Origin of the sequence: Paenibacillus sophorae, assembly GCF_018966525.1 — a bacterium.
In the GTDB taxonomy this organism is placed as follows: Bacteria; Bacillota; Bacilli; order Paenibacillales; family Paenibacillaceae; genus Paenibacillus_AQ; species Paenibacillus_AQ sophorae.
Window position 1 is genome coordinate 3,890,541 of record NZ_CP076607.1, and the last position, 15,547, is coordinate 3,906,087.

Annotated in this window: 19 protein-coding genes; 6 read left to right on the plus strand and 13 right to left on the minus strand. The window is 49.4% G+C overall.

From position 1 onward, the window contains the following. The first annotated feature begins 51 nt into the window (after positions 1–51). The gene (locus tag KP014_RS18350) at positions 52–780 is read left to right on the plus strand and encodes an AzlC family ABC transporter permease (RefSeq protein ID WP_090833774.1); all 729 of its coding nucleotides are present in this window, start codon (positions 52–54) and stop codon (positions 778–780) included. Next, entirely contained in the window at positions 771–1,097 is a 327-nt protein-coding gene (locus KP014_RS18355; protein WP_036598847.1) for an AzlD domain-containing protein, read from the plus strand. The genes KP014_RS18350 and KP014_RS18355 overlap by 10 nt, the downstream gene beginning before the upstream one ends. Here the strand turns inward: KP014_RS18355 and KP014_RS18360 are convergent. Next, entirely contained in the window at positions 1,094–1,954 is an 861-nt protein-coding gene (locus KP014_RS18360) for a DUF421 domain-containing protein (RefSeq protein WP_036598838.1), read from the minus strand. The genes KP014_RS18355 and KP014_RS18360 overlap by 4 nt on opposite strands. Positions 1,955–2,159: 205 nt before the next feature. Between KP014_RS18360 and KP014_RS18365 the strand changes: the two genes are divergently transcribed. Beyond that, positions 2,160–2,366 (plus strand): DUF1657 domain-containing protein, encoded by a 207-nt coding sequence (locus tag KP014_RS18365; protein ID WP_036598836.1) that lies wholly within the window; start codon positions 2,160–2,162, stop codon positions 2,364–2,366. 100 nt (positions 2,367–2,466) lie between these two features. Here KP014_RS18365 and KP014_RS18370 read toward each other — a convergent pair whose 3' ends face one another. Next, a complete protein-coding gene (locus tag KP014_RS18370; RefSeq protein WP_090833703.1) occupies positions 2,467–3,438 on the minus strand; it encodes a hypothetical protein in 972 nt (323 codons plus the stop codon). A gap of 176 nt (positions 3,439–3,614) precedes the next feature. Next, entirely contained in the window at positions 3,615–5,066 is a 1,452-nt protein-coding gene (locus tag KP014_RS18375; protein WP_036598857.1) for a DHA2 family efflux MFS transporter permease subunit, read from the minus strand. Positions 5,067–5,441: 375 nt separating this feature from the next. Between KP014_RS18375 and KP014_RS18380 the strand changes: the two genes are divergently transcribed. Then, a complete protein-coding gene (locus tag KP014_RS18380; RefSeq protein WP_036598834.1) occupies positions 5,442–5,876 on the plus strand; it encodes a DUF4395 domain-containing protein in 435 nt (144 codons plus the stop codon). A 66-nt stretch (positions 5,877–5,942) separates the two neighbouring features. Here KP014_RS18380 and KP014_RS18385 read toward each other — a convergent pair whose 3' ends face one another. The 7 genes from KP014_RS18385 to KP014_RS18415 form a co-directional block, all read right to left on the minus strand. Continuing rightward, positions 5,943–6,482: a hypothetical protein gene (locus tag KP014_RS18385; protein ID WP_036598832.1), complete on the minus strand. Its 540-nt coding sequence runs from the start codon at positions 6,480–6,482 to the stop codon at positions 5,943–5,945. Positions 6,483–6,660: 178 nt separating this feature from the next. Next, a complete protein-coding gene (locus tag KP014_RS18390) occupies positions 6,661–8,010 on the minus strand; it encodes an FtsW/RodA/SpoVE family cell cycle protein (RefSeq protein WP_036598830.1) in 1,350 nt (449 codons plus the stop codon). After that, a complete protein-coding gene (locus KP014_RS18395) occupies positions 8,011–8,343 on the minus strand; it encodes a PadR family transcriptional regulator (RefSeq protein WP_090833704.1) in 333 nt (110 codons plus the stop codon). 266 nt (positions 8,344–8,609) lie between these two features. Continuing rightward, the gene (locus KP014_RS18400) at positions 8,610–9,398 is read right to left on the minus strand and encodes an ABC transporter permease (protein ID WP_175491731.1); all 789 of its coding nucleotides are present in this window, start codon (positions 9,396–9,398) and stop codon (positions 8,610–8,612) included. A 4-nt stretch (positions 9,399–9,402) separates the two neighbouring features. After that, positions 9,403–10,197 (minus strand): ABC transporter permease, encoded by a 795-nt coding sequence (locus KP014_RS18405; RefSeq protein WP_036587635.1) that lies wholly within the window; start codon positions 10,195–10,197, stop codon positions 9,403–9,405. A 79-nt stretch (positions 10,198–10,276) separates the two neighbouring features. Further along, entirely contained in the window at positions 10,277–11,329 is a 1,053-nt protein-coding gene (locus KP014_RS18410) for an ABC transporter ATP-binding protein (protein ID WP_036587630.1), read from the minus strand. A gap of 87 nt (positions 11,330–11,416) precedes the next feature. Beyond that, a complete protein-coding gene (locus KP014_RS18415; protein WP_036587627.1) occupies positions 11,417–12,196 on the minus strand; it encodes a GTP cyclohydrolase II in 780 nt (259 codons plus the stop codon). A gap of 210 nt (positions 12,197–12,406) precedes the next feature. On the opposite strand from KP014_RS18415, the gene KP014_RS18420 reads away from it, so the two are divergent. Both KP014_RS18420 and KP014_RS18425 read left to right on the plus strand, forming a co-directional pair. Beyond that, entirely contained in the window at positions 12,407–12,718 is a 312-nt protein-coding gene (locus KP014_RS18420) for a winged helix-turn-helix transcriptional regulator (protein ID WP_175491775.1), read from the plus strand. Positions 12,719–13,036: 318 nt separating this feature from the next. Then, on the plus strand, positions 13,037–13,249 hold the full coding sequence (locus KP014_RS18425; RefSeq protein ID WP_036587621.1) for a hypothetical protein: 213 nt from the start codon (positions 13,037–13,039) through the stop codon (positions 13,247–13,249). A gap of 82 nt (positions 13,250–13,331) precedes the next feature. Here the strand turns inward: KP014_RS18425 and KP014_RS18430 are convergent, their stop codons facing one another. The 3 genes from KP014_RS18430 to KP014_RS18440 all read right to left on the minus strand — a co-directional run bounded on the left by KP014_RS18430 (position 13,332) and on the right by KP014_RS18440 (position 15,512). Next, the gene (locus tag KP014_RS18430) at positions 13,332–13,649 is read right to left on the minus strand and encodes a hypothetical protein (protein WP_036587618.1); all 318 of its coding nucleotides are present in this window, start codon (positions 13,647–13,649) and stop codon (positions 13,332–13,334) included. Between the two features lie 124 nt (positions 13,650–13,773). Further along, positions 13,774–14,829: a sensor histidine kinase gene (locus KP014_RS18435; protein WP_063619421.1), complete on the minus strand. Its 1,056-nt coding sequence runs from the start codon at positions 14,827–14,829 to the stop codon at positions 13,774–13,776. Then, positions 14,826–15,512, minus strand: coding sequence for a response regulator transcription factor (locus KP014_RS18440; protein WP_036587615.1), 687 nt, complete (start codon positions 15,510–15,512; stop codon positions 14,826–14,828). The genes KP014_RS18435 and KP014_RS18440 overlap by 4 nt, the downstream gene beginning before the upstream one ends. Positions 15,513–15,547 lie beyond the last annotated feature (35 nt).

The window sequence follows — 15,547 nt, forward strand, 5'->3', positions numbered from 1 at the left end:
TGCAAAGAGCGTTTTCAATATAGATAGGAGGTCGCGAATTACATAATGAAAATGGAAACAGCCCGGACAGAGACGACCGGGAGCTATGCGGATGAAGAAAGCTTTTTAATGGGCGTAAAGGACTGCTTACCCACACTGCTAGGCTATTTGAGCATCGGATTTGCGGCGGGCGTCGCCCAGAAGACGGCGGGGTTAAGCCTTACGGAGATTATCCTGATGTCTCTTATTCTATATGCCGGGTCCGCCCAGTTTATCGCCGCAGGCATGATTGCCATGGGCAGTCCGTCCGCAGGCATTATTATAACGATTCTATTCGTTAATCTTCGGCATCTGCTTCTAAGCGCCGCCATATCGTCTTACTTCCGTCATTTAACGCCTTTCCGAAATTTCCTTGTCGGCGTTCTTCTTACGGACGAGACGTTCGGCGTCGCCATTAATGAAGCAGCCAAACGCAAAAGCATCAGCGAGAAATGGATGCACGGGCTTAATATCACCGCTTATTTGAACTGGTGCGCCGCCAACATTGCCGGTGCCCTTCTCGGACAGTGGATTGCCAGCCCCGAAAAGTTTGGCCTCGATTATGCGCTTCCGGCCATGTTCATCGGGTTGCTGGTTCTTTCCATAATGAGCCGGCGCAAAATCCGGACGGATGTGATCGTCGGGCTGTCTGCCGCAGCAGTGGCGATCGGCGTTTCTCTGTGGATCTCCCCGACCGTTGGGGTCATAGCGGCAACAGTCATAGCGGCGACTATTGGAATGGCGGTGGAAAAATGGAAGTAAGAAGCGAAATTTTGTGGATTATACTTGGTTCGGCGGCCGTTACCCTTATTCCGCGCGTCTTGCCTTTAATGGTGCTCAGCCGGTTCAAGCTTCCGGATTGGAGCATGCGGTGGTTAAGTCATGTGCCGGTGTCCATTATGGCCGCTCTGGTGGCTCAGGAACTGCTAATCCAGGACGGTAAGCTCACTCCGCTGACAAGCAATACGGAGTTGTTCGCAGCAGTTCCCGCTTTTCTCGTCGCTATCACAACGCGCAGCCTGCTCGGAACCGTAATGGTGGGTATCGTGTCGTTGATGCTGCTGCGTCTGGTGCTTTAAGTAGTCAGCAGCGGCTTAAGCTCTGTAATCACTGCCTGAAGCTGGGACGAGCACTGCTCGTACAGCTTTTTGGTGTCCTTGTTTTGAGCGGACAGCCCGAACAATTCAAGATCCGCTTCGCATTTTTTCAGCAGGGCGTACACTTCAGGCTTCTCCTGCGGCTGCGGGACTTGAACGTTGTCGGCGTATAAATCGACGGTCAGATCCCCGTAGGAATCGACCTGGCCCAAGAAAATATCCTGCAAGTTTAGCTGCTGCTTCTCCAGCTCATCCATCAGCCACTTTGGAGTCTTCCCCATCATATCGAGCGGTTCGGGCATCAATTTCCCGTCCATAATGACGGCTTGGGTTTCTTTCTCCGGAGCCACCTTAATTCCCAAATGCTTCGGAGTAAGCGGCTGATTCTCGCGGTTGAGCAGTACGTTGATCTGTCCGCTCGACTCCATAATCGCGAACTCGACATCCGCTACTTTAAATACGTCCTTGGCCCGAAGCTGCTCAAGCAGATCGTCAGTTGTCAGGCGCTCTTTTTTCATATTCTCTTCCAGGATCTTGCCGTCCTTGATCAGTACGGTCGCTTTGAAATCAACGAAGTCTCTGGCCCTCTTACTCTTGAGCTGCAAAAATTCGATCCCGAAGGAAATAGCGATCCATACCAGAATCGCGATCATGCCCAGATGCCAGTTCTTATCCGTATCCAGCGAGATGTAAGCTGCCAAGCTGCCAAGCGTAATCCCCGTAATGTATTCGAAGAAAGAAAGCTGGGATACCTGTCTTTTGCCAAGTATCTTTGTTAACAGAAAAAGTACGACCACCGCGAATATGGTCCGAAAAATAACCTCTAACCAAGTCGGCATTTCAGCGTCCTCCTATTGTTTCTTGGTGTTTTTAACAAGTTCATTATTTCTCGGAGCTTCGGAAAATATGCGGAAATGTTCCTTTGCTGCTTCCGTCCCAACAAAAATCCGATCGGTGAATAATTGCAGCTTAAGGAGCAAATATTAGTGAACGGCTCACTACTATTACGCCAATACATTTACGCCAACACAGGAGGAATTGACAATGACTGTAGCTTCAGATGTAAAAACCTGCCTTTCTTCACTGAAAAGCGCTCAAGCAAGCCTTGAACAGTTCGCATTGAGCACTCAAAATCAGAACGCCAAAACACTGTTCACCTCTGCCGCGCAGCAAACCCAGCAAATCGTTCAGCAAGTGGAAAGCCGGGTTCAGGATCTGGAAAAAGAAGAACCTCAATACAAAGGGTTTTAGTAAAAAGGCAAAAGGCCTCTTTCTCCACTAATCAGTGGGGAGTGAGGCCTTTCGTTCGTTAGCTATTCAATTTGACTGGTCTGCCGGCATATCCTCTTTTTCACCCAAACTTCTTAAAATCCTGCAAAAATTCCTCGATTTTCCCGTTCCATCTGTTGCCGCTTGCATCCAAAAGCCCCAGCACACTCTTGATCGTCTTCAAAATTCTGCTGTCCCCTGTCCCGTTCTGCACCGCCTTTTCATAGGCTTGTCTTAGCTTGGGATCGATGGTTGTCGGTTCCCCGCTTGTGCCATACTCATAGGCGGGTGTATTGTTAGAGCCGTAAAAGACGAACATTTCCATCAGTTTGAGCTTGTCATTAACCGCAGCGGTGCGGTTGGACTTCGGGTACTCTTTCACGTAGGATTCGAGAGCAAGCGCACGATTAATCAGCTCATCCCAAGTAATGACAATGGCCGCATCGCTCAGGGCCGGCTTATTGGAATCGGTTGCCATCAGATCGATGTAGGCAGCGATGTCCTTCCCGATATAAGGCTTGAAATATTTGAATCCCTCGTAATGCATCACGGGGTAGTACATGCCTTCACTGGTCTCCAGCTTATAGCCGTAACCGTAAGACTCGGTTAATACGGCGCGAACACCGGGATCTGTAATGGATTTCAGCAGGCTGCTGTAAGTGAGTCCGGTCTGCAGCCCGTTCTTACGGACGGCGTCGTCGATCGCCTTCTGCACCTTCTCCGGAAAGAGCTTTTCCGAAAAAGCGTTTAGTCTCGCCTTTTGCGCATTTTCAAGCTGAAGCACCATGACGGTGGCCCGCCAGGAATCGGCTCTTTTTAGGTTATTGAGCAGGTAATTACGGGCTTGGATTAAGCTTGTCGGCGTCTTTGCCGAGTTTTTCAGATATTTCTGGAACTGGTTATACACGCCTACGCTTTGTTCAGCGGTTACGGCCGTTGCTGCTGATACAGATGGAGTAAATGCCGCTGTGCCGGCACCGGCTCCCAAAGCGATCGCGAGACCGAGCAGCGCCCCTTTTTTTAATTTTGCGGATGTTTCCAATAGAGTCATCATATGCATCCTTCTTTCTTTGCTGTTATGCAGTGTGATTACCCTCTAGACGCACACACGCCGCAATTTGTTGCAGCAAATCAGATCTTACGGCTTCACATTTATATAGAATGGCACCCATTTCCGCAAAAAAGCCCCCGGCATTTCGCCAAGGGCCTTTAGAGCGGTTGAAGTTTCGTTTAGTGCATGCCACCTTCCTGCGGATGTCGGACGGTGACCTGCTTCAGGAAGAAAGCGATGACGAGACCGACAATGGTTAGCGCCATGGCGAAGATAAAGGCGTGCTGAACTCCTTGAGTAAAGGCAGGAAGCAGATGAACCGGGTCCTGCGGATTCTCCACGCTCTCCAGGTAGCTTTTCGAGCCAGCTGTCATGATGCTGATTGCAAGCGCGGTGCCAACAGCTCCCGCAACCTGCTGGAGCGTGTTCATAATGGCCGTACCATGCGGATACAGCTCAAGTGGAAGCTGGTTGATTCCGTTCGTCTGCGCCGGCATGAACACCATCGATACACCGATCATCAGCGCGCTGTGCAGCACAACCGTAAATACAACCGAGGAAGCCGGGTTAATGTCCGCAAAGAACCATAGCGTCGCGGCGACAATAACCAGACCCGGAATAACAAGCCACTTCGGTCCGAATTTATCAAACAGCCGGCCCATTAGCGGCGACATCAAGCCGTTGATAAGTCCCCCCGGAAGCAGCATAAGCCCGGCCTTGAACGGACTATACCCCTGTCCATTCTGCAGATACAGCGGAAGGATTAGCATGGCGGCCAGAATGACCATCATACAGATAAAAATCATCAGCAGTCCGACGACAAACATTGGGTACTTAAATGCGCGCAAATCCATCAGCGGCTGCTTCATCGTCAGCTGGCGCCATATGAACAACACCAGCGACACAACGCCGGCAGCAATGCCTATGAGCACTTTGGGGCTGCTCCAGCCTTCAGTGTCTCCTGCGCTGCTGAAACCAAACACGACGCCGCCAAAGCCGACCGAGGAGAGCAGAATCGATAACCAGTCGATTTTCGGCTTGGTTACCTCCGTTATATTTTGCATATATATCATGCCGAAGATCAGCGCGATCACAAGAAACGGCAGCGACATCCAGAAAATCCAGTGCCAGCTCAGGTTCTCAATTAGCAGACCGGCAATGGTCGGGCCGGTGGCAGGAGCCACCATAATGACAAGACCGATCATGCCCATGGCCGCACCTCTTTTTTCAGCCGGAATAAGCACCAGAATCGTATTGAACAACAGCGGCAGCAGCAGCGCCGTTCCCATCGCCTGCACCACTCGGGCGACCAGCAAATATTCGAAGCTTGGCGATGCGGCAGCCAGAGCCGTTCCGATGATGGAGAAAGACAAGGATGCAATAAACAACTGTCTCGTCGTGAACCGCTGAAGCAGCAGGCCCGAGATAGGCACAAGAATTCCCAGTGTCAGCAAATAAGCCGTCGTCAACCACTGCGCCGTGGCCGGTGTAATCTTCAGCACATCCATCAATACGCTGAGCGCGACGTTAAGCGCAGTTTCACTGAACATGCCGATAAAGCCGCTAAGGAGCAGCGCGATCAGGATCGGCATTTTCCTGATCTTCTCCTGGTTTATGGCTGTAGATTGCATTGTTTCTCCCACTCTTAATTCCTCCTGATATCCTAGTCTATTCTTCTCTCTATTCTTGTACTCGCTTCAAAGAACTGTATCCAATCATTTGTTAATACTCCTAGTATGTCAAAGTATAACCGAACATAAGTTCTAATTCAAGAAGTTTCCAGTATAAAGATTGCGGCAGGTGTGAGGGAAACGAAATGAAGCGTTGAATGTGAAAGCAATTGAGGAGGGTACGCATGTCCCCTTCTATGCTCCCTTACTCCTCCTATTATAACAATCGGTCTAAACAATAAAATCATAAATTTAAACTAAAAGTCAATGTTTTAACTTTCAAATCAGGCTGGAAGATACTATAATTAAATTATTCCAATATGCGAGGTGGGTATTATGGCCGGTACGTTAAAAGGGATTCCCAGACCTCTTGTCAGGGTCAATCAATCGGTTATTGTTTTGTCTGTGCTGCTGACCTGGTTTACCGGCTTTTACTGGTTTCTGGCTATTCCGCTGGCCGCAGGACTGCTCGGCTTAATTTCCCAATATAATCCTGTGATCCGCCTCTCCGCCCGCTTCCTAAGGAAAGACCGCTCCGCCTATATTCTCGAAGATGAGGATCAGCAGAGGTTCAATCAAACTATCGCGGTAATCTGTCTGGCCGCCGGACTTATCAGTTATCTCGCTGGTTGGTTAATCTCGGCGTATATTTTCACCGCTATTGTAGCTGCCGCGGCCTTCGTTGCCATACTTGGCTTCTGCATCGGCTGTTTCATCCATTATCAATGGAAAATGTACACATATAGACGGAAACAAGGCAGCCACCGTTGATGGCTGCCTCGTTTTTTCTATGGATTACTGACGCCAATCCACTCGTCCCCCATGATCCGACAGTCATTACTCCTTGTCGTTCTCTTCACCTACGATCGACCAGCGGTGGCGGAACTTTTTCAGTCGTGGCTGCAGTTCGCTCGGAGCCTCCGGCAGCAGCAGGCGCAGCTTCTTAATCCATTCTTCGAAAGAGGAGAATGAGGCGAACTGATTGGCCATCTCCGGAGTAAGGTACAGAAAATGCGGCGCCGGATAACGCTCGGTCAAATGACGCAGGGCGGAGTCGATCGGCGTATACTTTTTCCGCTTGCCCTCCAGGTTCTCCACCGTAATGTAGGAAGCACCCTGCTCTCTTTTCCATTCATGGAGACGGTCTTCCCTTTTATAATATGAGCTAGCGGGCTCCTTGGACATTCTGCGAACCGTTTCCTCATGCAGCGGATAGAGCACAAGCTTGCTGAAGTTTTTGTCCAGCGCCGCCTGCGCCGCCGCTCTCAGTTCTTCATCGGTCGTATGTTCAAAGGAATCATAATAAACCAGTGTTCCTCTGCGGATCGTAGCCTGCGGATCGTAGCCGTAAGGCACATGTTGTACTTCCCTCTTCATCTCTTGCCTCCCGAAATCAACTTAATGAGCAGCCCTTTGTATTAGTATCTTACCGTTTGCGGACAAAAAAATAAAATCGGCCTAAAGTTTCAACCGGGGTCCCGGGATTATACAGGATAAGGCCTTTAGCGGGCTGTGAACTAACACCCCCGGCCGCGATGTGAGTCACGCTAGGCGATTAGCGCGCACGGGCTGACCGGACACGGGAATCATTCGCTGCACGAGGCAGTGTATCCTTCCTGCGGTAAATACTAAGCAGTAAACCGAGCGCGGCGAACTCCGCCAGCAGGTGGCTGCCGCCGTAGCTTAAAAAGGGCAGCGGCAGATCAAGAATGAAAACATACCCGGTCAACATAAGCAATTCGTACACAAAAGGAAGGATGAGCAGCAGCATGATTCCCGCAAACAGCGTTTTGCCATAGTGATCGTGGATAGACCTCCAAGCCAGCACCGCTTGTGCAATAAACCAAACGATCATTCCTGCAAGTACCAAACCCGCTAGGTAACCGAAAGTGTAAATCAAATAAGGAAACAGCATCTCGGAATATACATATGGAAGCTGGTCCCTGAGCGATCCGAATCCGTGCCCCAGCCAGCCCGCCGAAGCCATTGTTTCCCGCAGGTTAAGAATCAAGTAGCTTGCTTTCCTGGAAACCTTGTCCGGATCAATTGCGGCCATCATTCCGATCCTATAAACAGGTACTTGCCACACATACATCAATACAGCTGTTACCGTTCCCGAAACCACAATAATTGAACGACGCCATCCACCGTTTAACCAGACATAAACCATTAACGAAACCGCCAGAAATATGACTAACTCTGCCAATGCGCGCCCGAAAACGTAAAATAAACAAGGTACTACAATCATCGGAAGTGCTAACCGTTTCTTCAAGCGATAAGCCCCGGTATACAAATTCCAGTCCGGGGTCCATACTCCTGCCAAAGCGATGAGAAGAGTGTATGGACTCAAGCCAATGACATTGATTCCAAAGCCCGCGATAAATATCCATCCTTTGACACCATGTATATTTATGTCTGATAAAAATACTGACGTCATACCGGTTAAAGTTATGGTATACAACGCCCAGGAATAACGCCGAAGCTTACGATAATCGAAAAAAGCCAAGCCCAGCATTAAAACGATACCCATAATAAGATAATGAATGTGATTGTATGCAAGCCTTTCATAGAGCTCGTTGGTTCCGGTGTTCCCTTTAGCGGCGCTAAGGGAGAGCATGCCAGACAACCCAATTGCCCCAAACAGCAGAACCACGGCAAGCAGCTTCCAATTCATTCGAGGCTTATGTACGTGGTGCAGACTTCTTCCGACAGTTTCCGGTTCGCCCATCTGCTCTAACGCCCACTTGACAGCCTCTTCTTTCCCAAAACCCATAGCTTCCCGTTCGCTGGCCAGTTCTTCCAGATGGTTTGCCAGTTCCATACGCAGCTCGCCATGAAGCTCCCGTGCTCTGACCTGTTCGCAAACTTTATCCAGGTAGACATTAAATTTATCGGTATTGCCCATTCAGACTCCTCCTCTCCCCAATACGGAATCGACAGCATTACGGAAAATTATCCATTCTCGTTTTTTTTCTTTCAGGATCTGCGATCCTTTGCCCGTGATGTGGTAGTATTTCCGCTTGCGCCCGTCAACTGTCTCCCAATAGGCTTGAACCCAATCCTCAGCTTCCATGGCGTGTAGTATGGGATACAGCGTCCCTTCCTTCAGAGCGAACGCTCCTTCCGATTGTCGTTCAAGCTCTTTAATTAGCTCATAGCCGTAGAACGGCCTGCCGTTTAACAGCATAAGCAACATCGTGGCCGTGCTGCCTTTCATAAGCTCCTTATTCATTGCCATGTCCCTCCGCTTCCTTCTCATAGACCGTTTACAGTTATGAATAATAGTATTATACATAGTAATTCTATGCATAGCAATTCTATGTATTAATAGAAAATTTATCATTATAATCATTAAAGTTATACAAATTAAAATTTATTTTCAGAAAGCGAAAAACCGCTCCCTAATTGGAGAGCGGCTCTTGATAAGTTAAATGCTTAACATTATTAAAGATAATGGTTAATGTCCTGAACTAAAGTTTAACGAGCATCGGATTTGCAATTTTTTCAAGACCCCGCTCCCTTATATTTCCGTACTCCCCGGTTCCAGACAAACAAGCCGATGCTCACGAAGATCGCGCCCATGACCGGCGTCAGCAGTGCCATCCGCGTCATCTCTTCACGCTGGAGGAACAGTCCCGCCGGATAGACGCCGACAAAGGCGAACGGCAGAATCCAGGTCAGCAGAACCTGAATCGCCCGGTTGTAAATCGTCACCGGATAACGGCCGTAAGACTGGATGTTGTACATCAGCGGAATGATGCCGGTGGGCGCGTCCGAATAGAAAGACAGCGCCGTCAGAGTTGTATAAATTCCCATATAAATGGCCGTAGCACTGATCGTCAGCAGGATTAACGCCGGAACCGTCCACCACTCGAACGGCAGCCCCAGATTCAAGCCGCTGACCGCCATAATGAGCAGCCCGATCAGTGAACCGATCAGCGCGGGCGGGTCCACATTTTCCAAGAAAATCTGAAACAGATTGTGGGCGGGACGTGTCAGGATACGGTCCATTTCCCCTTTAACGATATAGCGTTCGCTGAAATTCCACATATTCACGAAACAGGCGAACACACCCCAAGGCACCATAAAGAAGCCGTAAACAAAGACCACCTCGTTCTGGCTCCAGCCGGCAAGGCTGTTCGTATGCATAAAGATAACGAAAATAAATATCAGATTTGTGACCTGGAACAGAAGATCCGAGAGTACCTCTACCCAAAAATCCGCGCGGTAGGTAAGTCGGGTCTTCATGTAATTTTTCAAGTATTCGGACAGCAGTCCCAAATGATATATCACTTCCTCAGCCCCCCTGCACGAACAGACGCTGCCGCGCGGCGCGGTATAACCAGAACAGCGGAATCAGCAGAATCGCAAACCATATGATTTGAATGCCAAACACGTTCCAAATCCCTACGCCCTGCACCCGCCCGGTAAAGACAGAGCCCGGCAGATAGGTAATCGCCTGGAACGGCAGCAGCTTCAGGATGGAGGACATCCAGCCCGGAAACAGGCTGATCGGAATGATCAGGCCGGAGAACAAATCGACAACGACGCGCTTCATCCGCATCAGCCCCTCGTTATTCTCCACGAAAAAGGCCAGCAGCCCGGTGATAATGTTAATCTGCGAATTGATCAGGAAGCTGAAAAACAGCATGACCAAAAAGCCGGCCCACGCCGCCGGATCATGTGGAAGCTGTACCGGAAACAGCAGCATGGCAAGAGCCATGCCGGGGATCATAAACAGCAGGAAACGGAACATTCCTTCTCCGAGACCCTGCATCATTTTGGCAAATACATAGTTATATGGCCTGATAAACTGGATGGCAATGCTTCCATCACGGATATCCGTCGAGATTTCCCTGTCGAGATTATTGAAGTAGAAAGCTCTGGCCATCCACGATACGGCCACATAGGTCGTCATCTGGGCAGCCGTAAAGCCTCCCAAAGACTCTCCCTGCCCGTAAATGGCTTTCCAGGTGAAATAATTGACACCGATATTAAGAGAATAGATTAAGATTCCGGTGTAATAATTCAGCCGGTATGCCAGCATGGTCAAAAAGCGGATGCGGATGAAATCGAAATACGCTTCTAACAGCAGTCTGCGCTGCCCGCGCTCAGACCCCTCGTCTCCCCTGTATCCGCCTCCCGGTGAAGCCGCTGCAACGGATGTACGATTAGACATGTCCGGCTCCTTCCCCTGATAGCGCCAGCATCGCCTCTTCCGTCTTATTCGCCGATCCGGACTGGTAAATACTGCGGACGATATCATCCGTGTTGGTCTCAATGATCTTGATATCCGTGATTTCGGCTTGTCCGACCACCCGCCCAAGCACATCCGATACGTTCAGTTCCAGCGGAATCCACACCGTGGCAGCCAGGTTGTTCTCGGCTGTCCATTTTACGGACATTCCTGAAGTGAGCTGTTCCAGACGGTCAAGCTTCGTGGCGGTTCCGAACTGGAAGGCCACTTCGCGGCCAGTTCCCCAGCGCTCCTTCAGTTCGTCCAGGCCGCCGTCATAAATAATGCTTCCGTCATCGAGCATAATGACCCGCGAACAGAGCGCCTCAATGTCCTGCAAGTCATGGGTTGTAAGCAGAATGGTCGTACCATGCTCACGGTTCATATCCTTGAGAAAAGACCGAATTTCCGACTTGACGACAATATCAAGCCCAATCGTCGGCTCATCGAGAAACACGATGGACGGATTATGCAGCAGGGCCGCTACCAGCTCGCAGCGCATCCGCTGCCCAAGACTGAGCTTGCGGACAGGGCGGTTCAGCAGTTCCTGAAGCTCAAGTCTCTCTACAAGCTCGTCCAATCTTTTCTTATAATCGGTCTCTCCAACACGGTACACCTTGCGGAGCAGTTCGAACGATTCAATCACGCCGATATCCCACCAAAGCTGGCTGCGCTGGCCGAACACGACGCCGATGTTCCGGACAAATTTCTCACGCTCCTCATACGGCACATAGCCGCCGACAGTCAACCGACCGGAAGTCGGGACCAGAATACCAGTTAGCATCTTAATGGTCGTTGATTTTCCCGCTCCGTTCTCGCCGATATATCCGCAGATTTCGCCCTCCGGAATTTGAAACGAGATATCCTTGACCGCAGCCACTTCGCTGTATTCCCGCTTAAACAAATCAACGAAGGCCCCTTTGAGGCCTCCGCGGTTTTTTTGCACTTTAAAGGTTTTCCGTAAATCCTGTACATCGATCGCTGCCATATTATACCTCGCTAAACATTTAAGTTCATTCAAGAGCATTATAAAGGAACGGGTTAAAAAGCACCACCCTTTATGTCATTCTCCTTGTTACCTCGCCATAATTCCCGGCAGTATTTCCCCGTCCTGCACTCCGAGATGGCCGGAACGGGTCACCTTTGTGCGTAAATACTTCTCATTGAAGACGGAGACATCGCCCCACAGCGGCACACGCTTCACGGCATTCATACCTGCTGCCTTCAGCGCCATCAGCTTCTTCGGATTGTTCGTGATCAGTGTGACCGGCTTGCTGCGAAGGCGCTGAAGCACACTGATGGCGTCCTCATAGCTTCTGGAATCATCCTCAAAGCCCAGCTCCAAGTTCGCTTCCACGGTATCGTAGCCTTCTTCCTGCAGAAGGTATGCCATAGCCTTGCTGAACAGCCCAATGCCTCTTCCCTCATGATTGGCCAGATAAAAAAGAGCGCCGGAGCCGTTCTCCACGATCATCTTCATCGATTGGTGAAGCTGGTAGCCGCAGTCACAGCGTTTGCTGCCAAAAATATCGCCCGTGTGGCAAATGCTGTGCATCCGAATCAGCGCCGTTTCGGCATGTTCGAAATCCCCGTACACCAGGACGCTGGATTGCTGGCTGTCGGCAAGCTTCATCCCGGCCAGGCGGCCGATCAGCTTCTCCGTCATGTCTTCCCCCATGATCTCGGTCCGTTCTTCATCCGTAACACGGAGCCAACTGTACCACTTAAACGTAACGGTCTCCCCATTTAAATTTACCGGCAGCGTGATCGGCCCGACCAGAATATTGGCGGAGTCGCTCTGTTCAATGGTTTGAATTTTATTTTTCAATATGGAAACTACCTCGGGCTTGATCATGAACGCACCTTCCTTAATTTCGTATTTCATCCCCATCTGCCGCTCACAGTAGAGTAGTCGGATTAATTAACGTTAAGTAACTATTTGTAAGTAAGTTTATCATTGTAATATATATTCGTCAAGTTATAATATATAAATAAATATTTATAATTACTTATTGTAAGTTTATGTTATAATGAATGTGAGGTGATGCAATTGAAAGATTTCGTTATGTGTCCCCGCTTTGAAAAAGCGGTCGATCTGCTCAGCAAGCGTTGGGTCGCACTGATCGTATTTGTGTTGATCCCCGGTCCGCGCCGGTTTGGTGAAATCGAAAGCTGCCTGTCCAATCTCAGCGGAAAGGTGCTCTCCGACCGGCTGAAAGAAATGGAGAACGAGGGCATTATCCAAAGGACGGTATACCCCGACATTCCGGTACGGATTGAGTATTCGCTGACTGCGAAAGGTACGGCGCTGGCTCCTATTTTAAAAGAGATTGGCAGTTGGTCCTCGGAATGGGTCGAGCTTGGGTCCACCTTGTGAACGGCCTGATCTTCTAAGCGCTTTATCAGTTCCCTTTCGGGGAAATGAATAAGGCGCTTTTTCATTCCTTATCCTTCCTTCTACGCAAAAACACAGCCCTTTCATATTCGAAAGGACTGTAAACTGCCGGCTAATCCGCGCATATTAGGATGTCGAAGTATTCGGATTAATGACATGTATATGGTAGGAATATACATAAGTATGACATATTATAGAATAAATTTATGGGGGTACCCCTACTATTCCATTGAAAAAGCAAGAAAAATATAGTAATTTAAAAGAGTCAACAATACCTTTTAATAGAGAGGCGGAATTATTATGGAAAGCATGTGTATGGAAATGATGATGAATATGTGTATGGAAGACATGATGGCCAAGATGAAAAGCATGAAAATGTGCATGGAAAAAATGTCCGAGATGAATATGGAGTCCATGAACATGGAAATGATGATGAAAAAAATGCAAGACTGCGATGAAATGATGACAATGTGCATGACGATGATGCGTGAATGCATGCCAATGTCCAAGTAATTATTCAAAATTGAATCCGGTCTTGGCAGAGCAGACAACTGCATGCCTTTTTTTATGCCCTTTTTCAGGCTTTATTTATTGTTTAGTGATGCATATGGATGTATTTATCCTGAAGTTCTTTTGCCAAAGTGATTCTCTCCAGCTTAAGCTCCCAGACCCGCTCTCTCCAGGCTCTTGCCTGATTATCGTCCCCACCGGCCCGCAGCTTGTCGAACAGTTCCAGCAATACCGCGTTAATATCGTCAAAACGAATCCACATCTCTCTAACCTTCTGTTCGCGGATTTCCGCTTCCGTCATGTTCTTCAAATTCTTCAAGGTAGTAAGCAGATCGGCCTGCCACTGGGCATCGCCTAATTGCTTTGCATAATTATATAGGTCCAGATAATCATCGACAGACATTTCTATCTCTCCTCGCTTTCTTTATACCAAGTATTATACTCGGTATTATAGATATTGCAATACCCTTCTAATAAAAAAGATAAACCGCCCTCTGGCAGAGGACGGCGCGGCCGGTTCATTTTTACTATGTAATGCGGCCCTGATTGGCCTTATGCCCGCCCAGCGGGAGGAACAGCGAGAATATGCTGCCACTGCCCAGCTCGGATGCCGTCTTGATGTATCCGCCCTGCTCGGAGATTATTTTGCGGGTCAGATACAGTCCGAGACCGACGCCTTCCGCATCCCGCACATTCGACCCGCGGTAGAAACGTCTGAATATGGCGTTCAGCTCTTCGGGCGGAATGCCCTGTCCGTTATCCGCGATATCGATTCTGGCAAACAGATCATAGGCTGTGAGTGTAATGATGATGTTCCCGCCTGGCTTCGTGTATTTTATCGCATTATCGATCACGTTATAGATGGCTTCTGCCGTCCATTTAGCATCATGGCAGAGAGCAATTCCTTGTCCGCCTTTCCACTCGATGGTCACGTTCTTCATCTCCGCCGCCGGGAACGCCTGCTTGATCGCAGCAAGCACCGTATTGCCCAGATCTTTCGCTTCCGTCTTGATAGATATAATCCCGGATTCCAGTCTCGACAATTTGATCAGGCTGTCCATCAGCCACGCCAGCTTGTCGATTTGGCTCTTTAATCGCCGGCTGAACTCCAGACGTTTATCCGGGGGCAATCCGGCATCATCAAGCAGACTGCTGTACATCGCCAGGTTGGCGAGAGGCGTCTTGAGCTGATGTGAAAGGTCCGAGATCAACGATTTGATCTCCCTGTTTTCTTTCAAATACCGTTCTTTTTGGACGGACAAGATTCCGGTCAGCTGAATCACCTGGCTTTGCAGCTTGGATAGCAGCGTATCTTCGGTCATGGAAAATATCTCTTTATCCCGGCTGTAAATAAGACTCTGGATCATTTCCGAGAGCTGTTCAAGAACGGTTTCCATTTCCCGGCGCACAGAGAACATGAATCCCGTGCATATCGCGCCGGCGCATGCCATATATACGAAACCGCCGATTATGACCGGAGGCTCCGGACGGAAGCGTAGCAGCAGCGTGACGAACAGGCCGGACATCAATACAAATACAGCCGACCAGCCTATAAAAAACCTTCGAAATGGGTTCTTCTTCATCCGTCACCCCACGTATAGCCAATGCCGAATACCGTCTTGATGTACCGGCAGTTTTTGGGATCGTCCTCCAGCTTGTCCCGCAGCCTTTTGATATTGACACTGAGCGTGTTCTCATCGACAAAATTCCCCGACTGGTCCCACAGCCGGTCCAGAAGCATTTCGCGGGTCATGACCTGCCCGCTGTTCTGCGCGAGCGCTTCAAGCAGACGGTATTCGGTCGTCGTCAGTCTTAGTTCCTCATCGTTTTTCCAGACCGTCATTTTGCCATAATCGATCTTCAAATCTTTATAAATAAAATGACGTTCCATTCCGGCTTCATCGTCTTCGGTTCTTCTTAGGACAGCCTTTACGCGGCGCAAAAGCACCTCCATGCTGAAAGGCTTGGAAATATAGTCGTCCGCCCCAAGGTCGAAGCCGGCGACGATTTCCGGCTCCGTATCGTTGGCTGTCAGGAAAATAACAGGCGTACCGGAGCTTCGGCGGATCTCCCTGCATAATTCAGTACCGCTGCCGTCGGGCAGACGGATATCGAGAATGGCGATACGAATTCTATGAGATTGAAGGTAAGCTGCCCCTTCCCTGTAAGAGCCGGCCGCCAGCACCTCATATTGTTCTTTTTCCAGCGTATAGGCCAATCCCTCAAGCAGCAGCCGGTCGTCTTCCACGATCAGAATGGTAGTCATCTTGTTCACTCCCCCGCCTTTAGTTTACAAGGTTC